Here is a 25539-nt window from a genome sequence, read left to right as displayed (position 1 = left end):
AGGAATGTCGCTATTTAATTCCGGGTGCAACTGGGCAACATGTCTGCCGTCTAAGGTTTATCTTTTGGCTGGATTATTCCAGTCTCGTTTTCATCCGCAATGCCCGATCAGGAATCTTGAAATGAACAAACGCATGTTGGCTTGGATGTTTTGTCTGGCGGCTCCTTTGGCTCAGGCGCAGATGCTGCAACCGGGGTTGTGGGAGCTGACGTCCAGCAATATGAAAGTGGACGGGCAGCAGCTGCCAGACATGCAGTTGATGCTGGGGCAGCTGCAGAATCTGCCGCCCGAGCAGCGTGCAATGATGGAACAGATGATGAAGAAGCAAGGCGTCACCCTGGGCGGCAAAGGTGTGAGGGCTTGCCTGACTCAGGCGCAGGTGCAGTCGGACGACATTCCGCTGACTGACCCGGCCTCCGGATGCACGCAAAAGATTACTGCGCGCAACGGCAAGACCTGGAATTTCCAATTCAGCTGCCCGAAAGCCAAGGGCACCGGGCAGGCGCAGTTCCTGAGTGATCGCGAGTTCACCACCAATGTTGTGGGTACATTCAACGCTACCGGTCAGCAACAGAACGGCAGCATGGACACCCGCGCCGTGTGGCTGGGGCCACAATGTGGCAACGTCGCCCCGCGTACCTGATCAAATTCATGGAGTTATGTTCCACGTGGAACACGCTGCGCAGAGGTGATGATTTTTTGTCACCTCTGACGAGGTTTCAGATGACTTAATCTTCATGAAGGGCCTCATCTTTCGTCCGTAACTGCATGTTATATTGTTACTAATGATGTGGATGAACCCTTCGTGAGCCGGGATGCTCAATTTGCTCTTTGAGACGTTCCATGCACCGACGCCAAGTGTTGCTCAACATGCTGCTGGCCAGCGCGGCCCTGACGTTGCCGTTGGGTGCCTTCGCCACGCAGATTCGTAACGCCCGCCTTTGGCGTACCAACGACAAGCTGCGACTGGTTCTCGACCTGAGCGGCCCGGTGCAATACAAGACCTTCACCCTGACAGCCCCCGACCGCCTGATCATCGACGTCAGCGGTTCGCGGCTGACCGGCGACTTCAGCCAGTTGGCGCTGGACCGTACCGTCATAAAATCGATTCGCTCCGGGCACTACGGCCAGGGTGACGACACGCGCATCGTGCTGGACCTCACCGCCCCGGTACAGCTCAACAGTTTCCTGCTTGGTCCGGAAGGCGGGCAGGGGCATCGGCTGGTGCTGGACATGAGCTCCACGGCCCATGCGCCTGTGCAGATGGCTGAGTTGCCGCCGCCGGTGCCTGTGCCGATCCCGACCAGCAAGGCGCACACCGGACGCGACATCATGGTGGTGGTCGATGCCGGTCATGGCGGCAAGGATCCTGGCGCCGTGGGTTCGCGGGGTGAGCGCGAAAAAGATGTGGTGCTGTCCATCGCTCAATTGCTGGCCCGACGCTTGAAGCGCGAGAAAGGCTTCGACGTACGTCTGGTGCGCAACGATGACTTTTTCGTACCGCTGCGCAAGCGTGTTGAGTTCGCGCACAAGTCCAACGCCGACATGTTCATTTCCGTGCACGCCGATGCTGCGCCTCGTCTGACGGCCTCGGGTGCGTCGGTGTTCGCTCTTTCCGAAGGTGGTGCAACCTCGGCAACGGCGCGCTTCATGGCTCAGCGGGAAAACGGCGCGGACCTGCTGGGTGCCACGTCGCTGCTCAATCTGAAGGACAAGGACCCGATGCTTGCCGGGGTGATTCTCGACATGTCGATGAACGCCACCATTGCGGCCAGTCTGCAACTGGGTCACACCGTGCTGGGCAGTCTGGAAGGCATCACCACGCTGCATCAGAAGCGTGTTGAACAGGCCGGGTTCGCCGTTCTCAAATCACCGGACGTGCCGTCGATTCTGGTCGAAACCGGTTTCATCTCCAACAGCCGCGACAGCCAGCGTCTGGTCACTGCGCGTCATCAACAGGCCGTTGCCGATGGCCTGTTCGATGGCCTGCAGCGCTATTTCCAGCGTAACCCGCCAGTGGATTCGCACATGGCTTGGCTGCAGGCGCAGAAGCAGGAACAGCCGGTCTGACCGGCTTAGCGGCAGCCGTTCAAGCGGCTGCAGGTGATCTTGCTGCGCGTGCCGCTTGAGCTGGATACCCGAGTGATTGTCGTCCAGCCCACACGCTGCACAGTGCCTACCCAAGCCTCGCCATCAGACGCCAGCCCGGTAAAAAACGTCAACTGGCCATAGCGACTGTTGGTCTGTGCCCAGCGGCGCTTGTCGAGTACCTCGTAACCCTTCAACCAGGTCGTTGAGCCGGCGGTGGCTACGCTGTAGCTATTGCCGTGCGCATCGTTGCACGCCAGCAGCGTCGCACTGCGCGTGCAGGTGGCGAGATCGGCGGAGGGCTTTGGTGGTGCAGCCAGCAAATGCGCGCTGATCAGCATCGCCATCAAACCTGTCGAAACCCTTCTCATGAAGATCCCTTCAGCAAGGCCATAGCTATTTACGGTTGTTATACTATAACATCCTGTTGTGATTAGAGTTGGCTGCCAGAGGGATTCGTCGCAGCCGACATGAACAAGGTTCAAACCTTGCAGCTGCCTGGAGAATCCTGATGGCAAATCTTCTACCCGTTACCGTACTGTCCGGTTTTCTCGGCGCCGGAAAAAGCACTTTACTCAATTACGTACTGCGCAACCGTGAAAACCTGCGGGTTGCGGTGATCGTCAACGACATGAGCGAGATCAACATCGACGGCAGCGAAGTTCAGCGTGATGTCAGCCTGAACCGTGCCGAAGAAAAGCTGATCGAGATGAGCAATGGCTGCATTTGCTGCACCCTGCGCGAGGATCTGCTCGAAGAGGTCAGCCGTCTGGCTCAGGATGGTCGTTTTGATTACTTATTGATCGAATCCACAGGAATCTCCGAGCCGTTGCCCGTGGCTGAAACCTTCACCTTCCGCGACGAGGCCGGCAAAAGCCTGATGGATCTGGCGCGCCTGGACACCATGGTCACCGTGGTCGACGGCGTGAACTTCCTGCTCGATTACGAGGCGGCAGAAGGCTTGTCCACACGCGGTGAAACCATGGGTGAAGACGATGATCGCTCGATTACCGACCTGCTGATCGAGCAGATCGAGTTTGCCGACGTCATCCTGCTCAGCAAGATCGACCTGATCAGCTCCAGTGAGCGTGAAGAGCTGATGGCGATCCTCAAGCGCCTCAACCCGGAGGCCGAGATTGTGCCGATGGTGATGGGCCAGGTGCCGTTGGCGACGATTCTCAACACCGGGCGCTTTGACTTCCAGCGCGCTTCCCAGGCACCGGGCTGGCTCAAGGAAATGCGCGGCGAACACATGCCGGAAACCGAAGAGTACGGCATTGCATCAACCGCCTATCGTGCTCGTCGACCGTTCCATCCGGAGCGCTTTTTCGATTTCATCAATCGTCCCTGGAGCAACGGCAAGCTGTTGCGCTCCAAAGGCTTCTTCTGGCTGGCCAGTAAATACAAGGATGCGGGCAGCTGGTCGCAAGCAGGCGGTTTGATGCGCCATGGCTTTGCCGGGCGTTGGTGGCGTTTCGTGAACCGCGACAGCTGGCCCGAGGACAAGGAGAGCGTCAAGTCCATTCTGGAGAACTGGACGAGTGAAACCGGCGACTGTCGGCAGGAGCTGGTGTTCATCGGCCAGAACATTGATTTTGCGCGGCTGACCGCAGAGCTGGACAACTGCCTGCTCACTGATGCGGAGATGGAGGCGGGTGTCGAGCGTTGGCGTGCGCTGGCCGATCCGTTTGGCGATTGGCATGAAGAGGTGGCTGCCTGATGCTGGCTTATCGTTTTAAACCTGAAACCGCAGTTCGACAGGCGCAGGGCGATACACCCGACGTGTTGGGCGATATTCTGCAGGACGGCGTCAACCTGGCGCTCTGGCAGCGTCAACTGCCTGCGCACATAGAAGACTTCGGTGCCTTGCTGCTGTCGATGGGTGAGCCTTTAGCCGAATCCATGACCCTGGAGGTGCAGGGCGGCGAGCTCGAGCCTGACCTGAGCGCGCTGACATCGGGCTATTCCGACCTGCTGGGCTATCAGGGTTTCATTGCCGACGTTTCCTGGCTGGTCGGCGCCTATGCCTGTCTGCTGGGTGCCGAATGCGTTGGTCTGCGCTTGCGGGTGCTCGACAAGGCCATGTGCCCGCGCTTCCATGTCGACCACGTGCCGGTGCGTCTTATCACCACTTACGGCGGGGTGGGCAGTCAATGGCTGCATGAAGGGGTGATGGACCGCAAACAACTGGGGCGTCTGGACGCCGAGCCGACGGATGCTGCCTATATCCAGCAGATCAACAGTGGTGAAGTGGCGCTGCTCAAGGGCGAGCGCTGGCACGGCAATGAGGGTTTCGGCCTGATCCATCGCTCGCCGCAATTGCTGCGCAACGAGCGCAGGTTGATTCTGACGCTGGACTGGCTGGCGTGATGCTCAGTCAGGCGTCATCCACTGCCCCTTGCTCTGGCCTTCGCAAAAGGGCTTGAGGTACAGCGCGTCACCGGCGACGCCGTAATAGTGGATGTGCTCGCGATACGGCATATTGGCAACCTGCGCATTGCGGCAGACGCCGAACGCACCTGCCGGGCACTGTTGCGAATAGGTGGTCTCGGTCTTCTGCCCGGCGAGCTGCGGCTGGCAGAAGCTGTCGTGAAACAGGTTTGCCGGAATGTTGATATTTTCCTGGCAGACCTTCACGTCGAGCCTTTCGGCCTGGCTGTGGACCAGACACGCTTCGGCCCACGCCGAGCTGGAAGACACTGTCAGCAGCATCAACGCCAGGCGGGCAGACAGCCGCATTACTTGCATCGTTATCCTTCCTTGCTCTTCAATGAACAACGCATTCGCCAAAAGTGATCTCATGCTGCAGAACATACCGACGCATGTCATCGGTGGCCCGCTGGGCGCCGGCAAGACCAGCCTGATCAAGCGCCTGCTGGCGCAGAAACCTGCCCATGAGCGCTGGGCCATATTGATCAACGAGTTCGGGCAGATCGGCCTGGACGCCGCGCTGCTGACTACGGATGCCGATGGTATCGCACTTGGCGAAGTGGCTGGCGGCTGCCTGTGTTGCGTCAATGGCGTGCCATTCCAGATCGGCCTGGGGCGTTTGTTGCGCAAGGCGCGGCCGGACCGTCTGTTGATCGAGCCTTCGGGTCTGGGCCATCCCGCGCAACTGATGACGCAATTGCGCGAAGCGCCGTGGCGCGGCGTGCTGGATGTCCAGCCCGGCGTGGTGGTGCTGGACGCGCAGGCAATGCTCGCCGGACAACCGTTGCCGAGTACTCAGCAGGAAGCCCTGGCGCATGCAGGGCTGGTGGTCATGAACAAGTCCGAGCAACTGGATGACGTGGCTCGTCAGGCATTGACCGAACAGTTGCTGCCGCATGCCTTGATCTGGACCCGACACGGCGAGCTGCCTCTGAGCCGTGTGCCGGGGTTTGCCAGCGGTACTGCTGTGGATAAACAGGCTGTGGATAAGCTGATGCTGCCCAACGGGGTCGGCCACTTGCCCGCGCTATGGACCGACCCGAAGGTGCCGATCTGTCTGAGTCAGGTGAGTGCTGAAGGCTGGAGCATCGGCTGGCGCTGGCATCCCTCGCAGCGCTTCGATCTGCAGCGCATCCTGCACTGGCTGGAAAGCCTTGATTGGCGGCGGGCGAAGATGGTTATCCACAGCGAGGGCGGTTGGTATTCCGGCAACGTGGTCGACGGGGCTCCGCTGGCCTGGCACATCAGCGAATGGCGTCAGGACTCTCGCCTGGAGTTGATCTTTTCCACTGCGCAGGATGTGGATAAGTTGCAGGCGCAGATGCTGGAGTGTCTGGCGTGACAGGTGCCAGTTGATAGCTGAGGGCAGGACGCAGAGCATCCGGGACGGCATGCCAACGCGGAGCATTGGCACGATGGTCAGTCGGGCTTACGCATGGACATGAGCGCTGAATCGCGGCAACAAGAGTCGTGCGCGGCTACTGCTTCCATTTCTGATGCGATTGACGCCATTCGCTCATCTGAATAACTTCAGCGCTGGGCGGTGGTGTTTTGATTTCAAACGGGTAGGGTGCCAGTTCGATTTGCGCAGTGTGCGCGCCGAACATAGTGATCGTGCCAGGGTGACGTTGCTCGCCGGTCACCGTGAACTCGAAGCCATACACGCGGGCCAGGCGTTTGCGGCCCTGAGCGTCGCGGGCGAAGGTCAGGCGGCGCAGCGCCACCGCGTCGTCCAGCAGTTGCAGCTCAAGGCGTTCGCAGTGCTGCTTGACGCGTGCCAGCGCCTTTTCGCGCAGACCATGGGCGTGCCACCACCAGGCCGCGGCGCTCGCGAACAGCATCAGCACGAAGATGTTTCCCAGGGTCAGCATGACGGAGTGCTCCAGCGTAGGAGTCGTCAGCTTAACTGTCCTGAGTGATTTACAGCCATACTGCGCGACTTATATTTCTCATTATTGCATTTGCATCGTGTTCAGGATTCCGCCCCCCATGAAACGTACGCCTCATTTGCTCGCTATCCAGTCCCATGTGGTATTCGGCCACGCCGGCAACAGCGCAGCGGTGTTCCCGATGCAGCGTATCGGGGTCAACGTCTGGCCGCTCAACACGGTCCAGTTCTCCAACCACACGCAATACAAGCAGTGGACCGGCGAAGTGCTGGCTCCGCAGCAGATTCCTGCGCTGATCGACGGGATTGCCGCCATCGGCGAGCTGGGCAACTGCGATGCGGTGCTGTCGGGGTATCTGGGCAGTGCGGCGCAGGGCAGGGCGATCCTAACGGGCGTGGCACGCATCAAGGCGGCCAATCCGAAAGCGCTGTACCTCTGCGACCCGGTGATGGGCCATCCTGAAAAAGGCTGCATCGTTGCGCCCGAAGTCAGTGATTTCCTGCTGCAGGAAGCGGCGGCCATGGCGGACTTCATGTGCCCCAATCAACTGGAGCTGGACAGCTTCTCGGGGCGCAAGCCCGAATCACTGCACGACTGCCTGGCGATGGCGCGGGCCTTGCTGGCGCGTGGTCCCAAGGCGATTGTGGTGAAACACCTCGATTACCCCGGCAAGGCCGCCGATGGTTTTGAAATGCTGTTGGTCACTGCCGAGGCCAGCTGGCATCTGCGCCGCCCGTTACTGGCGTTTCCGCGTCAGCCGGTCGGCGTGGGTGATCTGACCTCCGGGTTGTTTCTGTCGCGTGTGCTGCTCGGCGACGATCTGGTTGCAGCGTTCGAGTTCGCTGCGGCCGCCGTCCACGAAGTGCTGCTGGAAACCCAGGCCTGTGGCAGCTATGAGCTGGAACTGGTGCGCGCTCAGGATCGCATCGCGCATCCACGGGTAAAGTTCGAAGCCGTGCGTTTGTAATAGATCTGCTATCAAAGGCTCGGGCATCAATGCCCGAGCCGGGTAATTACAACGCTTCTTCCTTGATGTCCTGATAACGCTTTTCCAGTTCCTGACGAATCTGGCGGCGTTGCTGCGCCTGGATGAAACGTCGCTTGGCATCGGCCGATTCGGGCTCCAGGGGCGGGACGCTGGCGGGCTTGCGATTGTCGTCCACGGCAACCATGGTGAAGAAGCAACTGTTGGAATGACGTACCGAGCGCTCGCGGATATTTTCGGTGACCACCTTGATGCCCACCTCCATGGAGGTGTTGCCGGTGTAATTGACCGAGGCGAGAAAGGTCACCAGTTCACCGACGTGCACCGGCTCACGGAAAATCACCTGGTCTACCGACAGCGTCACCACGTAGCGTCCGGCGTAGCGGCTGGCACACGCGTAGGCCACTTCGTCCAGGTACTTGAGCAGCGTGCCGCCGTGTACGTTGCCAGAGAAGTTGGCCATGTCCGGGGTCATCAATACAGTCATCGACAGCTGGGCGTTTCCGGGTTCCATAGCGTACTCACACGGTCAAGGTGTTCAAGGGGCGCCTATGCTGGCGCTCAAGGGGCTTGCGACAGTTATCGGGACGCTGGCCAGCAGGCGGCCGTCACGCGTCATAACTATCTGTTTCCATATATTGCACCGCCTTTATGTCGAAGGGGGCGGTGTTAACCTGCAAAAATCTGTGGATCGGGTTTTTTCCTACGTCTTTATCGGATTTTAGTGACGAAAAGGATAGCTGTCGCCCTGAAGGGCACGGCGATATCGGCTTGCAACGTCATCATCACAAGGAGCTTCGCCATCATGCATGCCATCAATTTCATTCAGGATCTGGCAGTGATCATGCTGGTGGCCGGTGTGGTGACCATTCTCTTCCATCGCCTCCGGCAGCCGGTCGTACTGGGCTATATCGTTGCCGGGTTCATCATCGGTCCGCACACCCCGCCATTCAGTCTGATCCACGACGAAGACACCATCAAAATTCTGGCCGAACTGGGGGTGATCTTCCTGATGTTCTGCCTCGGGCTGGAGTTCAGCCTGCGCAAGCTGTTCAAGGTCGGCGCCACGGCGTTCATCGCGGCCTTTCTGGAAATTGCCCTGATGATCTGGATCGGTTACGAGATCGGGCAGTTCTTTGGCTGGAAAACCATGGACTCGCTGTTTCTCGGCGCGATTCTGGCGATCTCCTCCACCACCATCATCGTCAAGGCGCTCAACGACCTGAAGATGAAGAACCAGCGCTTTGCCCAGTTGATCTTCGGCGTGTTGATCGTGGAGGACATTCTCGGTATCGGCATCATCGCGCTGTTGTCCGGCATCGCCGTCAGCGGCTCGGTCAGTTCCGGGGAAGTGTTCTCCACCGTCGGCAAGCTGTCGCTGTTCATGATCGTGGCGCTGGTGGTCGGCATCCTTGTGGTGCCTCGACTGCTGTCCTATGTCGCCAGATTCGAAAGCAACGAGATGCTGCTGATCACTGTGCTGGGCCTGTGTTTCGGCTTCTGTCTGTTGGTGGTCAAGCTGGAATACAGCATGGTCCTGGGCGCCTTCCTGATCGGCGCGATCATGGCCGAGTCGCGTGAGTTGCTGAAGATCGAGCGCCTGATCGAGCCGGTTCGCGACATGTTCAGCGCGATCTTTTTCGTGGCCATCGGTTTGATGATCGATCCGGGCATTCTGCTGCAATATGCCTGGCCGATCGCCGTCATTACCGTTGCCGTGGTGCTGGGCAAGATGCTGTCCTGCGGCCTGGGCGCCTTTATCGCAGGCAACGATGGCCGTACCTCGCTGCGCGTGGGCATGGGGCTGTCACAGATTGGCGAGTTTTCCTTCATCATCGCGGCGCTGGGCATGACCCTGCAGGTCACCAGCGACTTTCTGTACCCGGTGGCAGTCGCCGTATCCGCCATCACCACCCTGCTGACACCGTATCTGATTCGCGGCGCAGACCCGTTGTCGCTCAAGCTGGCGGCGATCATGCCCCGGCGCGTTGCACGGGTGTTCGGCATGTACGGCGAGTGGCTGCGCAGCATTCAGCCGCAAGGCCAGAGTGCAGTGCTGGCCGGGATGATCAGGCGGATTCTCTTGCAGGTCGGCGTCAACCTGGCACTGGTGATGGCGATCTTTTTCAGCGGTGGCTATTTTGCCGAGCGTCTTGGCGGCTACATGAGCGAATGGGTGGGCGATGTCAGCCATCAGAAAGCCTGGGTCTGCGGCGCGGCGCTGCTGCTGTCACTGCCGTTTCTGATTGCCGCGTATCGCAAGCTCAAGGCGCTGTCGATGCTGCTGGCCGAGGTGGGCGTGAAGCCCGAGATGGCGGGCCGGCATACCGTGCGCGTGCGCAAGGTCGTGGCCGAGGTGATTCCGCTGTTATCGCTGATGGTGATTTTCGTGATGCTGGCGGCGCTGTCGGCAAGCATTCTGCCGGCCAACGAACTGCTGCTGGTGGTTGCTCTGGTTGCTGCACTGGTCGCTGCATTGCTGTGGCGCTGGCTGATCCGTGTGCATACCCGGATGCAGATTGCGTTACTGGAAACACTGGGTAACCATCAAGAGAACTCCGGGCACTGAGGCCCGGAGATTCTTGAATACTGCGCAGCAGAGGTGTCTCAGCTTTCCAGCCAGACATCCCGAGCCCAGTGCCAGACCGATTCCCAGCTGTCTTCGGTGACCAGTTCTTCCTCGGCGGACCACAGCAATACAGTGCCGTCTTCCTCGACGCAGTAGTAGTCGTCACCGTCCTGACAGATCGGGATCAGCTCGCGTGGCACGCCCAGATCCCATGCCGTGGCGGCCACGTCTGGCAGGTAAGTGTGCGACTGCGGGTCGGTCACGGTGACGGGTTCAAGGCTGCCGTACACCACATCGCTGACTGTCAGGAGAAATTCCTTGAAGACAAACGGAATGTTGATGAACAGCTGTTCCTCGATCTCGACCAGCTGGTCTTCGTCAGGCAGCTCAAGCGGAACCGGAACCGGTTCATTTGCTTCACGCAGTTGTTCAATGACTTCTTCCACGACACAGATCCTCTCACTTGATGGCGCGGGTTATACAGTAGCGTAAAGCCTTTCTCAAAATAACTATCCGAACGGATAAACAAAAACCCCGGACATGTCCGGGGTTCTGAACGCGAGAACGGGTTCTGGTTCAACCGTTCTGGCGAATTCCTGCCACCAGCCAGGGCTGGTTATCGCCTTGCGGGCGTTCCATGTTCCAGCTTTCGCTGAACACTTCGCCCTGGTCGAAACGCGACGTCTTGGACACGCCCGAGAACGTCAGCGTGGCGATGGTCTTGTCGGCACGATCATCCACACCGTCCAGCTGGACCTGAAGGTTTTCGATGAAGGTCGACTGGAAGCCGTCGCCCAGGTCCGCACGTTCCTTTTTCAGGAACTGCAGCATTTGCGGGGTGACGAACTCGGCGATCTTGTCCATCTCGTTGGCGTCCCAGTGCTGCTGCAGCGACTGGAAGTGGCCGCGAGCAGCGTCCAGGAAGCGCTGTTCATTGAACCAGGCAGGTGCATTGATCACTGGCGCAGCGGAGGCCGGGGAAGAACTGCCGAAGATCGGGTTCTGCGCAGGCTGGCTGGTTTCGCGCTGGTACGGCGGCGCACCGGCAGCGGCCATTTTCGGCTGTTGCTGCTGACGACGACGCGCGATGAAGCGGAAGATCAGAAAGGCGATGAGGCCCATGATCAGGATGTCGAACAGTTGCAGGCCGTTGAAGCCGTCACCCATGAACATCGATGCCAGCAGGCCACCGGCAGCAATACCGGCCAATGGGCCCAGCCAGCGCGAAGCACCGCTTGCCGCAGCGGCAGGACGACCCGCAGCGTTAGGCGCCGCCGCAGGTGTGGAAGGCGCGGCCTGACGTGTCTGATGCGTAGGCGCCGAGCCCATGCTCTTGCCGCCACCGAAGCGCGCGGCGTTCACATCCAGGCTCATGGTGAGCCCGATGCACAGCGCCATCGCGATGCTTAGAAAACGTTGCATAAGGGTATTCCCGTTTTGTGATTGCACGCGCGCCATGTTGCACAGCGGATGGCGACATGACCAGCGCGTTAGTGTTTCGGACTTTTACATAAACAGCGTAGGACTTTTCTACGCGCTTCGTAAGATGTGTACGAGGATTATCGTTCCTCACGCTACGGCGTGACTATCGTTCCCACGCTCCGCGTCACACAGCGGTTCTGCGATGTCAGGTGGATTGGCGCACGGCTCAGATCACCTTTTCGCCCCTCGGCGAGTCACTTTGAAGGGGCCAAAGTGACCAAAGCCCCTGGCTCCGTTTCCGGCCCGACTTCGTCGGGTTCCTTCGCCCTGTCACTGATCCGGGGGGCGCCGCAACGCGCCATCCATGGCGCGGTGCGGCTAGCCTGGCGTCCTGCCAGGCTACCCCCGAATCAGCGCCAGAACTCAGCCGTCACTTACGTCGCATTCTGCGTCGTCTGTGCCAGCGCGGTTGAAAAGCGCTTTAGAGGCATGCCTCAGTCGTACTTGTGTATGACGCTGAGCGGGGGAGCAGGAACTATGGTGGTATGAGCACCGTTTCCCAAACCCGGAATCCTACAACGGTACCAGCTTCGCGTAGCCCATCATCAGCCACTTGCTGCCCTCGGGGAAGTTGACCTGCACCCGGGCCTGGGCGCCAGCGCCTTCGAAGTTGAGGATCACGCCTTCGCCGAACACCGCATGCTGGACACGCTGGCCCATGGTGAACTCGGTTTCCGGAATGCCGGTGCCGTTGAACAGACTGCTGCTGTTGAATTTCGGCGTGCCGCCGAACGGACGGTTGACGCTGTTGGACAACCGGACTTCCTGAATCAGCGCCGGCGGGATCTCGCGTACGAAACGCGAGACCTTATTGTAGGTTTCGCTGCCGTACAGACGACGCGTTTCGGCATAGGTCATCACCAGCTGTTTCATGGCCCGGGTGATGCCGACATAGGCCAGACGCCGCTCCTCTTCAAGACGGCCCGGTTCTTCCAGACTCATCTTGTGCGGGAACAGCCCTTCCTCCATGCCTACCAGGAACACGTGCGGGAATTCCAGGCCCTTGGCGCTGTGCAGGGTCATCAGCTGAATGCTGTCTTCATGCTCCTGCGCCTGGGTGTCGCCCGCTTCCAGCGAGACATGCCCCAAAAACGCTGCCAGTGGCGTCAGGTCTTCTTCGCTTTCGTGATTCTCGAAAGCACGGGCAGCGCTGACCAGTTCCTCAAGGTTTTCTACCCGCGCCTGACCTTTCTCGCCTTTTTCCTGCTCGTGATAGGTAATCAGCCCGGACTGTTCGATCACCGTCTGGGTCATCAGGTGCAGCGGCATTTCCATGACCTTGGCCGCGAGGTTCTCGATCAGTTCGATGAAACCGCCCAGGGCCGTGGCGGCGCGTCCGGTCAGGCCCTTGTTGGCAACCAGCAGGCGCATGGCTTCCCACATGGACACATCGGCATGGCGCGCATGTTCGCGAATCGCTTCGACGGTCTTTTCGCCGATGCCGCGCGCCGGAACGTTGATCACCCGCTCCAGTGCCGCATCGTTGCCACGGCCTTCCAGCAAGCGCATGTAGGCCATGGCGTTCTTGATTTCGGCACGTTCGAAGAAGCGCTGTCCGCCGTAAATGCGGTACGGAATACGCTCACGCAGCAGGGCTTCTTCAAGCACCCGCGACTGGGCGTTGGAGCGGTACAGAATGGCGATGTCGTTGCGCGAAATACCGGTTTTCAGCGCGCTTTCGATGGTCTCGACCACGTAACGCGCTTCATCGTGCTCGTTGAACGCCGCGTACAGATTGATCAGCTCGCCATCGCCGACGTCGGTCCACAATTCCTTGCCCAGGCGACCACTGTTATTGATGATCAAGCCGTTGGCGGCCTTGAGGATGCTCGCCGTGGAGCGGTAGTTCTGCTCCAGGCGGATGACTTCGGTGTCCGGGAAGTCCGAGGAATACTGGTGGATGTTCTCGATCTTCGCGCCGCGCCAGCCGTAAATGGACTGATCGTCGTCGCCGACCACCATCAGGCTGTCGCCCCCCTGGGCGAGCAGGCGCAGCCAGGCGTACTGCACAGCGTTGGTGTCCTGGAACTCGTCCACCAGGACGTGACGGAAGCGGCGCTGATAATGCGCCAGCAAGCCCGGGTTATCGCGCCACAGGTCGAGTGCGCGCAGCAGCAGTTCGGAGAAGTCGATGACGCCGGCCCGCTGGCAGGCGATCTCGTAGGCTTCGTAGACGCTTTTCATGGTGGTCAGGAACAGGTCGCCGCTGGCCTGAATATGTTTCGGGCGCAGGCCTTCGTCTTTCTGACCATTGATGAACCACTGGGCCTGACGTGCAGGCCAGCGTTGTTCGTCCAGACCCAGCTCGCGCATCACGCGCTTTACCAGACGCTGCTGGTCATCGCTGTCGAGAATCTGGAAGGTCTGTACCAGCCCGGCTTCCTGCCAGTGCGCACGTAGCAGTCGATGGGCCAGACCGTGGAAGGTGCCCACCCACATGCCAGCCGGGCTGATGCCCATCAGTTGCTCGATACGGTGGCGCATTTCGGCAGCCGCCTTGTTGGTGAACGTCACCGACAGGACCGAATGCGGGGAGGCTTGCTCGACCTGCATCAGCCATGCGATGCGATGCACCAGCACACGGGTTTTGCCGGAGCCAGCACCAGCCAGGACCAACTGACGACCCAGAGAGGCGGCTACGGCCTGACGTTGGGCATCGTTGAGGGAATTCAGAAGAAGAGAGAGATCATCGCGCATCAGCGCATTCTAGGGTGCCGCGCGATGACGGGCAAACCATGCTTTGCGTCAGCCAATAAAAATAGCGGGGGCGCTGACGACCGGTCGTCGCCTGTTGTCGGGCGCGAATGCGTTGCGTCTACCTTTATGGGTGAACAGGCAGGGTCTGACTGGCGAATGGGCCTAATGTAGGATTATTCCCACAATTGCCGCGGATAACGCCCGCACGGCACGTTCCAGCTTCGTTTAACTGGGCGGCTGGCGGGTCATGTAGTATAACTACAAGAAAGCTACAACCAGCCCATCTCTTCTTTTGCCGAGTCTGCCCCTTGAATCTGCTGCAACACATCGCCCAGTCACGTAATTTGCTGCGCAAATCGGAGCTCAAGGTAGCCGACCATGTGCTGCTCGACCCTGCGGCCGTGATGCACAGTTCCATGGCAGACCTGGCGCACAGCGTCGGTATCAGCGAGCCGACCATCGTGCGTTTCTGTCGCGCCATCGGCTGCACCGGGTTTCAGGATCTCAAGCTCAAGCTGGCGCAGAGCCTTGCAGCGGGCGCAAGTTTTGGGCAGTTCGCGATTCACGAAGACGATTCGGTCGCCGACTACAGCCTGAAGATTTTCGACACTACGCTGCACACGCTCATGGAAGTGCGCGAAAACCTCGACCCCCATTCTTTGCAACTGGCAGTTACGGCCATGGCGGGTGCCAATCGGGTCGAGTTCTACGGGTTTGGCGCGTCCGGCGCAGTAGCCGCCGATGCGCAGCACAAGTTCTTTCGTTTGCTGCTGACCGCTGCGGCGTATTCCGATCCGCACATGCAGGCTATGTCGGCCGTTACGCTCAAGCCGACGGATGTCGCGGTGTGCATTTCGCAGTCAGGCCGTTCGAAGGATTTGCTGATCACCGCCAATCTGGTTCGCGAGAGCGGCGCGACGCTGGTCACTCTGTGCCCTAGCCAGACACCGCTGGCCGAGCTGTCGTCGGTCAACCTGGCCATCGATGTGCACGAAGACACCGAAATCTACACGCCGCTGACTTCCCGTATTGCACACCTGGTGGTCATTGATGTGCTGGCAATGGGCGTCGCCATGGCGCGCGGCCCGGGCCTGGTCAACCACCTCAAGAGCGTCAAGCGCAGCCTGCGCGGCTTGCGCCTGTCACCAAAGTCGATCAAGACCCACGAAGACTGACACCGTTTGTATTTGAACGGCGACGTCAAAACGCCCGCCAAATACCCTGTGGCACTTGGCAGGCGTCCATAGAGGCTACGTCATTCAGCAGCGAACATCGGAACTTCTACGGTATCGATAGACGCCAGCAACTCGTCCTTGTAGTAGATGCTGATACCCGTGATGTCAGCGCCACTTGGCTGGGTATAAGCAACTGCTTTCTCGGTCAGTACCTGCAGGCCAATGCCCTGGGTTTCGACCATCAGATCCAGACTCAGATGGTTGAAGGCTGCTGGCCTGGCGCTTTTGACGAGCACTGGAACCGAATTCGTCTGAGGAACGGTTACGGTCCCGAAAACCTGAAGAGTGCTGACGCGGCTGTCGCGGGCCTGCCAGTTTTTGCTTTCGATAGTCATTGTTTGGCTCCTTGCCATAACTTCATTGATTGAATGAATTGCGTCCTGCGGGGCCAGTTTCCATGAAGGGGGCGACGTTGATGCGGTAAATATATATTTTCCGCATGTCCGGGCCGGCCGTCACGTTTCAAAATTTAACCAAGCTGTCATGTGTCCGCCGCCTGATTGTCATTGCCCCGATCCATTCTGGTGCTCCCACAAAACGTATTGGGAGACAGGACATGGCTCGGCATTACGATGATTCACCTACCAGCACCGTGAAAACCCGCCGTCAGCAGGAAGATCAGCGTCGCATGGAGTTTCGTCGGGCAATTGAAAGCTACAGCGAGGCACGTCAGCTCAATCAGGAGTTGTGTGACTACATGGATGGCATGGATAACGCCGTCTGGCAGACGATCAAGTTGCCCGCGGTCGACCGTCGAAACGCTCGACAAGCTGGCTGATCTGCGCACGTTCGGTGCGGATGAACGCAAGAAACGCATGTGCCACGGGTGAAAGGCGTTTGTCCCCGGCCTGAGCCACGCACCAGCTTCGATACAGTGGCAACTCCGCCACGGGCAGCTCAACCAGGGCGCCTGTGGCGAGTTCCTGGCAGACTGCGTGTCGGGTCAGCATCCGCCAGGCCCAGCCCGGCTACCACGCATTCACGTTGTGCTTCGCTGGAGGACACTTCCAGCGTCTGCGTGAAATGCACGCGCTTCTCCTTGAAAAACTCCTCGCAGGCCCGACGCGTGCCCGATCCTGTTTCCCGGGTCAGCAACGGCCATGGCTCCAGATCTTGCAGGTTCAGCGTCGCGCGGCTGCTCAGCGGATGGTCAGGCGGCGCTACGGCGACAATCGGGTTATTCAGGAACGGCAAGAACTCCAGGCCCATGTCCAGCGGCACTGCCGACATCACCACTAGATCATCGCGGTTATCCGCCAGGCGTCTGATGACTTGAGCGCGATTGACCACCATCAGGCTCAGGCTGACTTCCGGGTGCTGGCGCTTGAAGGCGGCGAACAGGTGAGGGATGAAGTACTTGCAGCTCGACTCGACGGCTAGCTTCAACTGGCCTTGCAGCGAGCCCTGCATGTCGGAAAGCTGCATGTCGAGGCTTTCCAGGCGCCCGAAAATATCCCGGCTGGCCTGTTGCAGCGCTTGCGCCGCTTCGGTCAGGTAGAGCTTTTTGCTGACGTATTCGAACAGCGGCTGGCCGATCAGCTCTTCAAGCTGGCGAATCTGCAGGCTGACAGCGGGTTGTGTCAGCGACATCTCTTCGGCCGCGCGGCTGTATGAGCGCAGATCGCACACTTCATTGAAAATGCGCAGCTGACGCAATGTCATACGCATCAATGACTTACGCATTTATAACGGCTCCGCGATCCGACTGAAGCGCCAACTATAAGCTTTTACTTATGCACCTCCCAACTTTTACTCATTTTTGTTAATCCTCGATTCGGCATAGGGTGGCCCTGCGACATTCAGTCACATACACGGTTACAAGTGTGGGTCGAGGGAAACGCCAGTGATAACAAAAATTCTGATCGCCAACCGCGGGGAGATTGCCGTTCGCATCGTGCGTGCATGCGCCGAGATGGGCATTCGCTCGGTGGCGATCTTTTCCGAAGCGGACCGGCATGCCTTGCATGTCAAACGTGCCGACGAAGCCTACAGCATTGGTGCCGAACCTCTGGCGGGTTACCTGAACCCGCGTAAATTGGTGAATCTGGCAGTGGAAACCGGCTGCGATGCGTTGCATCCCGGCTATGGCTTTCTTTCCGAGAATGCCGAACTGGCCGATATCTGTGCCGAGCGAGGGATCAAATTCATCGGTCCCTCCGCAGAAGTGATTCGCCGCATGGGGGACAAGACCGAGGCCCGGCGCAGCATGATCAAGGCCGGTGTGCCGGTCACGCCCGGTACTGAAGGCAACGTGGCAGATATCGACGAGGCGCTGGCCGAGGGCGAGCGTATCGGTTACCCGGTGATGCTCAAGGCCACCTCCGGGGGCGGTGGACGGGGTATCCGTCGCTGCAACAGCCGCGAAGAACTCGAGCAGGCCTTCCCGCGCGTGATTTCCGAAGCGACCAAGGCCTTCGGCTCGGCAGAAGTCTTTCTTGAGAAGTGCATCGTCAATCCCAAGCACATTGAAGCGCAGATTCTGGGCGACAGCTTCGGCAACGTGGTGCACCTGTTCGAGCGCGACTGTTCGATTCAGCGACGCAACCAGAAGCTCATCGAAATCGCTCCAAGCCCGCAGTTGACGCCCGAACAGCGCGCCTACATCGGCGATCTTTCGGTACGTGCGGCCAAGGCAGTCGGTTACGAGAACGCCGGCACCGTGGAGTTTCTGCTCGCGGAGGGCGAGGTGTACTTCATGGAAATGAACACCCGTGTGCAGGTCGAGCACACCATCACCGAAGAAATTACCGGCATCGATATCGTTCGCGAGCAGATCCGTATCGCCTCCGGTCTGCCGTTGTCGGTCAAGCAGGAAGACATCATCCATCGCGGTTTTGCCCTGCAGTTCCGGATCAACGCCGAGGACCCGAAGAACAACTTCCTGCCCAGCTTCGGCAAGATCACCCGTTATTACGCGCCCGGCGGGCCTGGCGTGCGTACCGACACGGCGATCTATACCGGCTACACCATTCCGCCGTTCTATGACTCGATGTGCCTGAAGCTGATTGTCTGGGCGTTGACCTGGGAAGAGGCCATGGACCGCGGCCTGCGTGCGCTAGATGACATGCGCCTGCAAGGGGTCAAGACCACGGCTGCCTATTACCAGGAAATCCTCCGCAACCCGGAGTTTCGCAGCGGTGAGTTCAACACCAGCTTTGTCGAGAGCCACCCCGAGCTGACCAATTATTCGATCAAACGCAAACCCGAAGAGCTGGCCCTGGCCATCGCCGCCGCCATTGCCGCACATGCAGGCTTATGAATAAGCAGCTGCAAGTTTCAAGCTACAAGCTGCAAGTAAAAGCCGAGTCGCTCTTACTTGAAGCTTGCAGCTGACAACTTGCAGCTCGAAAGGACTACCCATGACCAAGAAGATTTTCGTAACCGACACCATCCTGCGTGACGCTCACCAATCGTTGCTGGCGACGCGCATGCGTACCGAAGACATGCTGCCGATCTGCGACAAGCTCGACCAGGTCGGCTACTGGTCGCTGGAAGTCTGGGGCGGCGCTACCTTCGATGCCTGCGTGCGTTTTCTCAAGGAAGACCCGTGGGAACGTCTGCGCCAGCTGCGTGCGGCCTTGCCCAATACCCGGTTGCAGATGCTCCTGCGCGGCCAGAACCTGCTGGGCTATCGGCATTACAGCGATGACGTGGTCAAGGCGTTCGTCGCCAAGGCGGCGGTCAACGGTATTGATGTGTTCCGTATTTTCGATGCCATGAACGATGTGCGTAACCTTCGGGTTGCCATCGAGGCGGTGAAAGCGGCGGGCAAACACGCACAGGGCACCATCGCTTACACCACCAGCCCGGTGCACACCATCGAGGCCTTCGTGGCGCAGGCCCGGCAGATGGAAGCCATGGGCTGTGACTCGGTGGCGATCAAGGACATGGCCGGCCTGTTGACGCCTTATGCCACGGGTGAGCTGGTCAAGGCGCTGAAGGCCGAGCAGTCGCTGCCGGTGTTCATCCACTCGCATGACACGGCCGGTCTGGCCGCGATGTGTCAGCTCAAGGCGATCGAAAGCGGCGCGGACCATATCGATACGGCGATCTCCAGCTTTGCCTGGGGCACCAGCCATCCGGGCACCGAATCGATGGTGGCTGCGCTCAAGGGCAGCGAATTCGACACCGGCCTGGACCTGGAGCTGCTGCAGGAAATCGGTCTGTATTTCTACGCGGTGCGTAAGAAATACCATCAGTTCGAGAGCGAATTTACTGCAGTCGACACTCGGGTGCAGGTTAATCAGGTGCCGGGCGGGATGATTTCCAACCTGGCCAATCAGTTGAAGGAGCAGGGCGCACTCAACCGCATGAGCGAAGTGCTGGCTGAAATTCCGCGCGTGCGCAAAGACCTCGGCTATCCGCCGCTGGTAACCCCGACCTCGCAGATCGTCGGTACTCAGGCGTTCTTCAATGTGTTGGCCGGGGAGCGTTACAAAACCATCACCAATGAAGTGAAGCTTTATCTGCAAGGCGGCTACGGCAAGGCGCCGGGTCTGGTGGATGAAAAACTGCGTCGTCAGGCGATCGGCAATGAAGAACTGATCGATGTGCGTCCGGCCGACCTGCTCAAGCCGGAGATGACCAAGCTACGGGCCGATATCGGCGCGCTGGCCAAGTCCGAAGAGGACGTGCTGACGTTCGCCATGTTCCCGGACATTGGCCGCAAGTTCCTCGAGGAACGTGCAGCCGGGACACTGGCGCCGGAAGTGCTGCTGCCGATTCCCGAAGCCGGAAGCGTGGCGAAGGCAGGCGGTGAGGGCGTACCGACCGAGTTCGTCATTGATGTGCACGGCGAAACCTATCGGGTCGACATCACCGGTGTGGGCGTCAAGGCCGAGGGCAAGCGCCACTTCTACCTGACCATAGACGGCATGCCGGAAGAGGTGGTGTTCGAGCCGCTCAACGAATTCGTCGGCGGCGGGGCCAGCAAACGCAAACAAGCTCACGCACCGGGCGACGTCAGCACGACCATGCCCGGCAACATCGTCGATGTGCTGGTCAAGGAGGGCGATGTGGTCAAGGCCGGTCAGGCAGTGCTGATCACTGAAGCGATGAAGATGGAGACCGAGGTTCAGGCGTCGGTCGCAGGCAAGGTCGTCGCCATCCACGTCGCCAAGGGCGACCGCGTCAATCCGGGCGAAGTGCTGATCGAGATCGAAGGTTGAGCTGACACCTGCGCATCTTCCAAAGGTTTACCTCAGGGAAGCACTCGTGGCTTCCCTTTTTTTATCCTGTGCAGGCGCGGCCAGTGGTCACGACTATCGTTCCGCACGCTCCAGCGTGGGAATGCCGTTCTCGACGCTCTGCGTCGCACGATGGTGGTTATTCGGACGTCATACTGATCCAGCGTAGCCCGGCCCATTTGTTCACCGAAACGCCTCAAGCCCCTTGATCTGTTGCCCTTCTTTGAAGTTATCCACACCCAGCCAGCGCTCAAAGGCGTTCTGCCGCTCAGGCCATTCGCTGTCGAGGATCGAATACCACTCGGTATCCCGGCTCTGGCCTTTGACCACCATGTGCTGGCGGAAGGTGCCTTCGTAGCTGAAGCCGAATCGCTCGGCAGCGCGTTTGGAGCGGGCGTTGTTGGCGTTGCATTTCCACTCCAGGCGACGATAGCCCAGTGCGAAAATCTCTCTGGCCAGCAGGTAAATGGCTTCGGTGCCTTTGGGCGTGCGTTGCATGGCCGCGCTGAAGGTCACATGACCTATCTCGATACGCCCATGGGCAGCGACGATCGACATCAGGCTGATGACGCCTTCGGCCTTATCGGTCTGCTGATCGACCACGGTGTAAAACCACGGATCGGTGGCCGCCTGATGCCCGGCCAGCCATCTATCGAAGGCGCTACGGTCGCTGAACGGCCCGTAGGGCAGATAATCCCACAGCTTAGGGTCCGCATTCGGGCCTTCGAGTGCCGCCCACAAGTCATCGGCGTGACGCGCTGCATCGAGTTTTTCCAGGCGTATGAAACGGCCTGTCAGTGTATGGGCCGTGGGCATTGCAGCGGCTTGCCAGTCCAGCAGGGTGTCGGACATCAGTCACTTCCTGTTTCAGAGTGCTTTACGAAATTGTATGAGGCCGGGCCGTTCGGCGATTCGCTCGTACAACTGAATGGCCGTGGCGTTGGTTTCGTGGGTCAGCCAGTGCACCTTGTCGCAACCGTCTGCCTTGGCCGTGGCGTAGACAAACTCGATCAGTTGCCTGCCGATGCCTGTCCCGCGTTTTTCGGGGGCGACGATCAGATCCTGCAGGTAACAGGCGTTGTTGATGCTCCAGTTGGAGCGATGGTAGATGAAATTCACCATGCCCACCGCCTCGTCACCCCGCCAGGCGAGCGCCGAGTGAGTCGGTTCGTTCGCGTCCACAAGGCGTTGCCAGGTGATGGCGCTGACGCCTTCGGCCAGCTCGGTGTTGTAGAAGCGCAGATAGGCCTGCCACAGAGGCAGCCACGCGTGATGGTCGTCGACATTAACGGGGCGAATACGCACATCGGTCATGAGCTGCTCCCTTCGCTCATCAAGCGAGCGACGTGTTGGTCATTTGCATCCTGGCTTGCGGCGAGGCCGTCGCGCACACCGGCCATGTCCGCAGCGCTGCGATTCTGACTGAGTTTACGTTTGCCCTGTAGCCGCTGTACCGGAATGGCGAAGCCGACAATCGCTCCGAGCATTTTTGCGATGTAGTCCGCCGGCGCATCGTCAATGGACCAGGGTTGCGCCCGGTCGGATTCATGGCGATGGGTCAGGTCAGTCAGCAACTGATGCAATTGCGCAGCATCGGTAAAAACCTCGGCCTGCCCATAAGCATGCACGGCCACATAATTCCACGTCGGTACGACCTTGCCGTGCTCCCTCTTGCTCGGATAGAACGAGGGGCTCACGTAGGCATCGCCGCCAGGAAAAATCACTAGTGCTTCGGCGCCGGCGCTCAATTGCTGCCACTGCGGATTGCCTTTGGCCAGATGCCCGTAAAGCGTGCCATACGAACCTTCATCGCGGCGCAACAGCAGCGGCAGGTGGGTTGCCTGCAATCCCTCTGCGCCGTCGGTGACCAGAATCGCCAGGCGCGTCTGCTCCATCTGCTGGTGCAGGCTCGGTGTGTCGTTGTCCTTGAAAGCGGCAGGGATGTACATGGGGAATGTCCTTGGCTGATAACAGGATCGTAGGCAAGGCATTGGTCTGATGTAAGATCCATTTTTGATCGTTTTAACAGGGCCAATGCATGCCTGATCTCAGTGTCGCGTTTCCGTCCACACTCACCGGTATCGTGCTGGACCCGAATCAGGGCCTGAGCAAGCAGCTTTATGGCCTGTTGCGCCAGCAGGTCCTCGATGGGCGTCTGAGCAGTGGCACGCGCCTGCCAGCCAGTCGCGATTTGGCGCATTCACTCGGCATCTCCCGTAACAGCGTGATCCGGGCCTACGACCAGCTGTATGCCGAGGGTTTCATCGAGGGACGTGTCGGCGACGGTACGTATGTGGCGCAGCTCTCTGAACCAGGCGCTGCGCCTCGGCGGACCGGTCGCAAAAAACTATCCACCAACTTACCCACAGCTGTATCCACAGGGTTATGCACAGGTTTGTCCACAATCGCGGCTGAAATGCCGTCAGATTCCTCCTGTGAAGTTATCCACAGCCCGGTGCTCGCGCTGCTGGAAAAACATCATCTGCATGAACCACCGACGGGTCGTCCGCGGGCCTTTCGGGTAGGCGTACCGGCGTTCGATCTTTTCCCCTTTGCCTTGTGGGGCAAGCTGTATGCCGCTTTTTGGCGCAAGCCGGACCTTGCTCAGCTCGGTTATGGGTCGGCGGCGGGAGACTCGCGGTTACGTGAACTGATTGCAGTCTACCTGCGCTCATCGCGTGGGCTGCATTGCAGTGCTGAGCAAATTGTGATCACCAGTGGCGCACAGCACGCGATCAGCCTTTGTGCACAGTTGCTTCTTGCTCCGGGCGAGGGCGTCGCCGTGGAGAATCCGGGGTATCGGGCGGCCGGTCATGCGTTTGCCCTGGCAGGTGCTCGATTGCACGGCGTGGCTGTGGATAACGACGGCATGCGTTGCGCAGACCTTGAGCAGGCAGACTGCCGGCTGGCCTACGTGACGCCTTCGCACCAATACCCGACCGGCGTGGTGATGAGCCTGGCGCGGCGTCTGGAATTGCTGGCCTGGGCCGAGAAACACCAGGGCTGGATTGTCGAGGATGATTACGACGGTGAGTATCGCTACAGCGGTTCACCCTTGGCGCCCTTGGCTGCGCTCGACCGCAACGCGCGTGTGCTCTACGTCGGGACGTTCGGCAAAATCGCCTTTCCCGCGCTGCGCCTCGGGTATCTGGTTTTGCCAGAGCCACTGGTGCCGGTGTTCAGTCAGCGCAAGGCCGTGGACATGCGTCATACCGAAGTAGGGGTTCAGGCGGTCATGGCGCAATTCATTGCGTCGGGTCATTTCCAGCGACACATACGTCGCATGCGCCGCGCGGCGCTCAGTCGTCGCAATGTGCTGCTGGATAACTGGCCGGCCGATATTCCGGGATGCGCGGCAATGCCCAGAGTGGTTGCCGGGCTGCATGTCATGGTCAAGCTCGACAGCGTGGCGCGTGAGCAGGCGCTGATTGCCAAGGCCAATGGCGTCGGGGTCGAAATGAATGCCCTGAGTGATTACTGGCTGCCTGATCCCACCGAGCCTGTGGATAACCGCGCCGGGCTGGTGCTTGGGTTTGCCGCAGTGCCCGAGGACGAGATGGTCGAGGCATTGAACAGGCTGCGCGAGGTCTGGTCCGAGTAGTCCCGTTGGCAGGCGTATAATCTGCGCTTTCTGTTACCTGTCCTTGAGATACCCATGAACAACTCTCTTACTGCAACACCCGGACGCAAGTTCGGCGCGCCGCTGGCCGCGCTGTTCCTGCTGCTGATGGGCGCCCAGTTCCTTCTGCTCAGTGTCGGCACCCGCCAGGTAATGCTGTGGATCGTCGGCGCGGCGTTGGGCGTAACGCTGTATCACGCGGCATTTGGTTTCACCTCGGCGTGGCGGGTGTTCATCCGCGAGCGGCGGGGTGCTGGCCTGCGTGCGCAAATGGTCATGCTGGCGGTCGCTGTGGTGCTGTTTTTCCCGGCACTCGGTGCGGGCACTCTGTTCGGCCAGCCAGTCACTGGCCTGGTTGCCCCGGTCGGGATTTCGGTCGTCGTCGGCGCGTTCATTTTCGGCATCGGCATGCAGCTGGGTGGCGGCTGTGCGTCCGGCACATTGTTCACTGCCGGTGGTGGCAATGCGCGGATGCTGGTGACGCTGCTGTTTTTCATCCTCGGCTCGCTGATTGCCACCCATCACGTCGACTGGTGGTTTGCCCTGCCTTCGTTCCCGGCGGTGTCGGTGGTCAAGACCTTCGGCGTGCTGCCTGCGCTGCTGGTCAATCTGGCGCTGTTCGGCTTGATCGCGCTGGTGACCGTCAAGCTCGAAAAGCGCCGTCATGGCCAGCTTGAAGCGCCGCCAGTCACGGATCATCGCGGCCTGAGTCGCGTGCTGCGCGGGCCGTGGGTTCTGGTCTGGGGCGCTGTCGCGCTGGCGCTGCTCAATTACGCAACGTTGGCCTTGGCCGGTCGTCCGTGGGGCATCACCTCGGCGTTCGCGCTGTGGGGCGCGAAAGCGGCCAGCGGGCTGGGCGTGGACGTCGGCAGTTGGGTGTTCTGGCAAAGCGCTGCGAACGCCAAGGCGCTGGCGGCTCCGGTGTGGGAAGACATCACCAGTGTGATGGACATCGGCATCATGCTCGGTGCCTTGCTGGCTGCAGGTCTGGCAGGTCGTTTTGCACCCAGCCTCGAGATCCCCACGCGCTCGCTGGTGGCGGCGGTCATCGGCGGCTTGCTGCTGGGCTACGGCTCGCGCCTGGCCTACGGCTGCAACATCGGTGCGTACTTCAGTGGTATCGCATCCGGCAGCCTGCACGGCTGGCTGTGGCTGATAGCGGCCTACGCCGGCAACGTCGTTGGTGTCCGCCTGCGGCCGATTTTCTTCACCGGCGAGCGTCCGCAGGTGGCTCTTAATGGCTGCTGAAAACGTCTAATCCCCCGAGATAAGCGGGCCGCTTGCGAACCAACTGCCGGTTTCGTATTCAAAGGCCATGCGGTAACTGTGCGTATGCGGTTCGCTTATTTTTCGATGGGG

24 protein-coding genes and 1 pseudogene are annotated in these 25539 nt (G+C 59.9%); 13 read left to right on the top strand and 12 right to left on the bottom strand.

From position 1 onward, the window contains the following. The first annotated feature begins 121 nt into the window (after nucleotides 1-121). Together GE543_RS08530 and GE543_RS08525 are read left to right on the top strand one after the other, a co-directional pair. Nucleotides 122-643: a DUF3617 domain-containing protein gene (locus tag GE543_RS08530; protein WP_003316040.1), complete on the top strand. Its 522-nt coding sequence runs from the start codon at nucleotides 122-124 to the stop codon at nucleotides 641-643. A gap of 200 nt (nucleotides 644-843) precedes the next feature. Next, on the top strand, nucleotides 844-2070 hold the full coding sequence (locus GE543_RS08525) for an N-acetylmuramoyl-L-alanine amidase (protein WP_003340262.1): 1227 nt from the start codon (nucleotides 844-846) through the stop codon (nucleotides 2068-2070). Between the two features lie 5 nt (nucleotides 2071-2075). Here the strand turns inward: GE543_RS08525 and GE543_RS08520 are convergent, their stop codons facing one another. After that, nucleotides 2076-2459 (bottom strand): glutamine synthetase, encoded by a 384-nt coding sequence (locus GE543_RS08520; RefSeq protein ID WP_153221212.1) that lies wholly within the window; start codon nucleotides 2457-2459, stop codon nucleotides 2076-2078. A gap of 140 nt (nucleotides 2460-2599) precedes the next feature. Here GE543_RS08520 and zigA point away from each other — a divergent pair, with 140 nt between their 5' ends. Continuing rightward, complete coding sequence (gene zigA / locus GE543_RS08515) at nucleotides 2600-3808, top strand: zinc metallochaperone GTPase ZigA (RefSeq protein WP_153221211.1); 1209 nt, start codon at nucleotides 2600-2602, stop codon at nucleotides 3806-3808. Next, nucleotides 3808-4458, top strand: coding sequence for a DUF1826 domain-containing protein (locus tag GE543_RS08510; RefSeq protein WP_153221210.1), 651 nt, complete (start codon nucleotides 3808-3810; stop codon nucleotides 4456-4458). The genes zigA and GE543_RS08510 overlap by 1 nt, the downstream gene beginning before the upstream one ends. Nucleotides 4459-4461: 3 nt before the next feature. Here the strand turns inward: GE543_RS08510 and GE543_RS08505 are convergent, their stop codons facing one another. Further along, nucleotides 4462-4836: an NADH:ubiquinone oxidoreductase gene (locus GE543_RS08505; protein WP_153221209.1), complete on the bottom strand. Its 375-nt coding sequence runs from the start codon at nucleotides 4834-4836 to the stop codon at nucleotides 4462-4464. Nucleotides 4837-4888: 52 nt separating this feature from the next. On the opposite strand from GE543_RS08505, the gene GE543_RS08500 reads away from it, so the two are divergent. Next, nucleotides 4889-5860: a GTP-binding protein gene (locus tag GE543_RS08500; RefSeq protein WP_046271148.1), complete on the top strand. Its 972-nt coding sequence runs from the start codon at nucleotides 4889-4891 to the stop codon at nucleotides 5858-5860. A 136-nt stretch (nucleotides 5861-5996) separates the two neighbouring features. On the opposite strand, the gene GE543_RS08495 is transcribed toward GE543_RS08500, so the two are convergent. Further along, complete coding sequence (locus GE543_RS08495) at nucleotides 5997-6389, bottom strand: DUF3301 domain-containing protein (protein ID WP_003316050.1); 393 nt, start codon at nucleotides 6387-6389, stop codon at nucleotides 5997-5999. 118 nt (nucleotides 6390-6507) lie between these two features. On the opposite strand from GE543_RS08495, the gene pdxY reads away from it, so the two are divergent. After that, nucleotides 6508-7374, top strand: a complete 867-nt coding sequence (pdxY, locus tag GE543_RS08490) for a pyridoxal kinase PdxY (protein ID WP_003340274.1) — start codon at nucleotides 6508-6510, stop codon at nucleotides 7372-7374. Nucleotides 7375-7420: 46 nt separating this feature from the next. On the opposite strand, the gene GE543_RS08485 is transcribed toward pdxY, so the two are convergent. Then, nucleotides 7421-7906: an acyl-CoA thioesterase gene (locus tag GE543_RS08485; RefSeq protein WP_003316052.1), complete on the bottom strand. Its 486-nt coding sequence runs from the start codon at nucleotides 7904-7906 to the stop codon at nucleotides 7421-7423. Between the two features lie 291 nt (nucleotides 7907-8197). Between GE543_RS08485 and GE543_RS08480 the strand changes: the two genes are divergently transcribed. After that, a complete protein-coding gene (locus tag GE543_RS08480) occupies nucleotides 8198-9961 on the top strand; it encodes a cation:proton antiporter (protein WP_153221208.1) in 1764 nt (587 codons plus the stop codon). A 38-nt stretch (nucleotides 9962-9999) separates the two neighbouring features. Here the strand turns inward: GE543_RS08480 and GE543_RS08475 are convergent, their stop codons facing one another. From GE543_RS08475 to uvrD, 3 genes are all read right to left on the bottom strand, one after another. Further along, nucleotides 10000-10407 (bottom strand): SMI1/KNR4 family protein, encoded by a 408-nt coding sequence (locus tag GE543_RS08475; RefSeq protein WP_003316056.1) that lies wholly within the window; start codon nucleotides 10405-10407, stop codon nucleotides 10000-10002. Nucleotides 10408-10537: 130 nt separating this feature from the next. After that, nucleotides 10538-11383 (bottom strand): Tim44 domain-containing protein, encoded by an 846-nt coding sequence (locus tag GE543_RS08470; RefSeq protein WP_046236540.1) that lies wholly within the window; start codon nucleotides 11381-11383, stop codon nucleotides 10538-10540. Nucleotides 11384-11956: 573 nt separating this feature from the next. Next, nucleotides 11957-14140, bottom strand: coding sequence for a DNA helicase II (gene uvrD, locus GE543_RS08465; protein WP_153221207.1), 2184 nt, complete (start codon nucleotides 14138-14140; stop codon nucleotides 11957-11959). A gap of 308 nt (nucleotides 14141-14448) precedes the next feature. Between uvrD and hexR the strand changes: the two genes are divergently transcribed. Beyond that, entirely contained in the window at nucleotides 14449-15315 is an 867-nt protein-coding gene (gene hexR / locus GE543_RS08460) for a transcriptional regulator HexR (RefSeq protein WP_153221206.1), read from the top strand. An 80-nt stretch (nucleotides 15316-15395) separates the two neighbouring features. On the opposite strand, the gene GE543_RS08455 is transcribed toward hexR, so the two are convergent. After that, a complete protein-coding gene (locus GE543_RS08455) occupies nucleotides 15396-15710 on the bottom strand; it encodes a hypothetical protein (RefSeq protein WP_046237606.1) in 315 nt (104 codons plus the stop codon). Between the two features lie 257 nt (nucleotides 15711-15967). Between GE543_RS08455 and GE543_RS08450 the strand changes: the two genes are divergently transcribed. Continuing rightward, a complete protein-coding gene (locus GE543_RS08450) occupies nucleotides 15968-16153 on the top strand; it encodes a PA3496 family putative envelope integrity protein (RefSeq protein WP_003316061.1) in 186 nt (61 codons plus the stop codon). On the opposite strand, the pseudogene GE543_RS08445 reads toward GE543_RS08450, so the two are convergent. Next, nucleotides 16107-17058 (bottom strand): annotated as a pseudogene (locus GE543_RS08445) (LysR family transcriptional regulator). The gene GE543_RS08450 and the pseudogene GE543_RS08445 overlap by 47 nt on opposite strands. 160 nt (nucleotides 17059-17218) lie before the next feature. On the opposite strand from GE543_RS08445, the gene GE543_RS08440 reads away from it, so the two are divergent. Further along, nucleotides 17219-18634: an acetyl-CoA carboxylase biotin carboxylase subunit gene (locus tag GE543_RS08440; RefSeq protein ID WP_003401293.1), complete on the top strand. Its 1416-nt coding sequence runs from the start codon at nucleotides 17219-17221 to the stop codon at nucleotides 18632-18634. A gap of 100 nt (nucleotides 18635-18734) precedes the next feature. Then, nucleotides 18735-20543, top strand: coding sequence for a sodium-extruding oxaloacetate decarboxylase subunit alpha (gene oadA / locus GE543_RS08435; RefSeq protein ID WP_153221204.1), 1809 nt, complete (start codon nucleotides 18735-18737; stop codon nucleotides 20541-20543). A gap of 201 nt (nucleotides 20544-20744) precedes the next feature. Here oadA and GE543_RS08425 read toward each other — a convergent pair whose 3' ends face one another. The 3 genes from GE543_RS08425 to GE543_RS08415 are packed head-to-tail and all read right to left on the bottom strand — an operon-like array spanning nucleotide 20745 to nucleotide 22510. Beyond that, on the bottom strand, nucleotides 20745-21413 hold the full coding sequence (locus GE543_RS08425) for a GNAT family N-acetyltransferase (RefSeq protein WP_153221203.1): 669 nt from the start codon (nucleotides 21411-21413) through the stop codon (nucleotides 20745-20747). 15 nt (nucleotides 21414-21428) lie between these two features. Beyond that, the gene (locus tag GE543_RS08420; protein ID WP_046271304.1) at nucleotides 21429-21875 is read right to left on the bottom strand and encodes a GNAT family N-acetyltransferase; all 447 of its coding nucleotides are present in this window, start codon (nucleotides 21873-21875) and stop codon (nucleotides 21429-21431) included. Beyond that, nucleotides 21872-22510: an FMN-binding negative transcriptional regulator gene (locus GE543_RS08415; protein ID WP_153221202.1), complete on the bottom strand. Its 639-nt coding sequence runs from the start codon at nucleotides 22508-22510 to the stop codon at nucleotides 21872-21874. The genes GE543_RS08420 and GE543_RS08415 overlap by 4 nt, the downstream gene beginning before the upstream one ends. An 89-nt stretch (nucleotides 22511-22599) precedes the next feature. Between GE543_RS08415 and GE543_RS08410 the strand changes: the two genes are divergently transcribed. After that, nucleotides 22600-24162, top strand: a complete 1563-nt coding sequence (locus GE543_RS08410; RefSeq protein ID WP_153221201.1) for a PLP-dependent aminotransferase family protein — start codon at nucleotides 22600-22602, stop codon at nucleotides 24160-24162. Between the two features lie 54 nt (nucleotides 24163-24216). Then, nucleotides 24217-25428, top strand: coding sequence for a YeeE/YedE family protein (locus GE543_RS08405; RefSeq protein WP_153221200.1), 1212 nt, complete (start codon nucleotides 24217-24219; stop codon nucleotides 25426-25428). The last annotated feature ends 111 nt before the right edge of the window (nucleotides 25429-25539 follow it).

It is taken from the genome of Pseudomonas sp. SZ57, assembly GCF_009495975.1.
Taxonomy (GTDB): domain Bacteria; phylum Pseudomonadota; class Gammaproteobacteria; order Pseudomonadales; family Pseudomonadaceae; genus Aquipseudomonas; species Aquipseudomonas syringae.
This window is presented reverse-complemented; position numbering and strand designations above follow the sequence as displayed.

Bases quoted from the DNA above. Each gene is read 5' to 3' on its own strand.
- GE543_RS08410 (WP_153221201.1), top strand. From the start codon at position 22,600: ATGCCTGATCTCAGTGTCGCGTTTCCGTCCACACTCACCGGTATCGTG.
- GE543_RS08495 (WP_003316050.1), bottom strand. From the start codon at position 6,389: ATGCTGACCCTGGGAAACATCTTCGTGCTGATGCTGTTCGCGAGCGCC.
- GE543_RS08480 (WP_153221208.1), top strand. From the start codon at position 8,198: ATGCATGCCATCAATTTCATTCAGGATCTGGCAGTGATCATGCTGGTG.
- GE543_RS08455 (WP_046237606.1), bottom strand. From the start codon at position 15,710: ATGACTATCGAAAGCAAAAACTGGCAGGCCCGCGACAGCCGCGTCAGC.
- oadA (WP_153221204.1), top strand. From the start codon at position 18,735: ATGACCAAGAAGATTTTCGTAACCGACACCATCCTGCGTGACGCTCAC.
- GE543_RS08520 (WP_153221212.1), bottom strand. From the start codon at position 2,459: ATGAGAAGGGTTTCGACAGGTTTGATGGCGATGCTGATCAGCGCGCAT.
- GE543_RS08425 (WP_153221203.1), bottom strand. From the start codon at position 21,413: ATGTCCGACACCCTGCTGGACTGGCAAGCCGCTGCAATGCCCACGGCC.
- GE543_RS08420 (WP_046271304.1), bottom strand. From the start codon at position 21,875: ATGACCGATGTGCGTATTCGCCCCGTTAATGTCGACGACCATCACGCG.
- GE543_RS08500 (WP_046271148.1), top strand. From the start codon at position 4,889: ATGCTGCAGAACATACCGACGCATGTCATCGGTGGCCCGCTGGGCGCC.
- GE543_RS08505 (WP_153221209.1), bottom strand. From the start codon at position 4,836: ATGCAAGTAATGCGGCTGTCTGCCCGCCTGGCGTTGATGCTGCTGACA.
- GE543_RS08470 (WP_046236540.1), bottom strand. From the start codon at position 11,383: ATGCAACGTTTTCTAAGCATCGCGATGGCGCTGTGCATCGGGCTCACC.
- GE543_RS08530 (WP_003316040.1), top strand. From the start codon at position 122: ATGAACAAACGCATGTTGGCTTGGATGTTTTGTCTGGCGGCTCCTTTG.
- zigA (WP_153221211.1), top strand. From the start codon at position 2,600: ATGGCAAATCTTCTACCCGTTACCGTACTGTCCGGTTTTCTCGGCGCC.
- uvrD (WP_153221207.1), bottom strand. From the start codon at position 14,140: ATGCGCGATGATCTCTCTCTTCTTCTGAATTCCCTCAACGATGCCCAA.
- pdxY (WP_003340274.1), top strand. From the start codon at position 6,508: ATGAAACGTACGCCTCATTTGCTCGCTATCCAGTCCCATGTGGTATTC.
- GE543_RS08510 (WP_153221210.1), top strand. From the start codon at position 3,808: ATGCTGGCTTATCGTTTTAAACCTGAAACCGCAGTTCGACAGGCGCAG.
- GE543_RS08485 (WP_003316052.1), bottom strand. From the start codon at position 7,906: ATGGAACCCGGAAACGCCCAGCTGTCGATGACTGTATTGATGACCCCG.
- GE543_RS08415 (WP_153221202.1), bottom strand. From the start codon at position 22,510: ATGTACATCCCTGCCGCTTTCAAGGACAACGACACACCGAGCCTGCAC.
- GE543_RS08405 (WP_153221200.1), top strand. From the start codon at position 24,217: ATGAACAACTCTCTTACTGCAACACCCGGACGCAAGTTCGGCGCGCCG.
- GE543_RS08525 (WP_003340262.1), top strand. From the start codon at position 844: ATGCACCGACGCCAAGTGTTGCTCAACATGCTGCTGGCCAGCGCGGCC.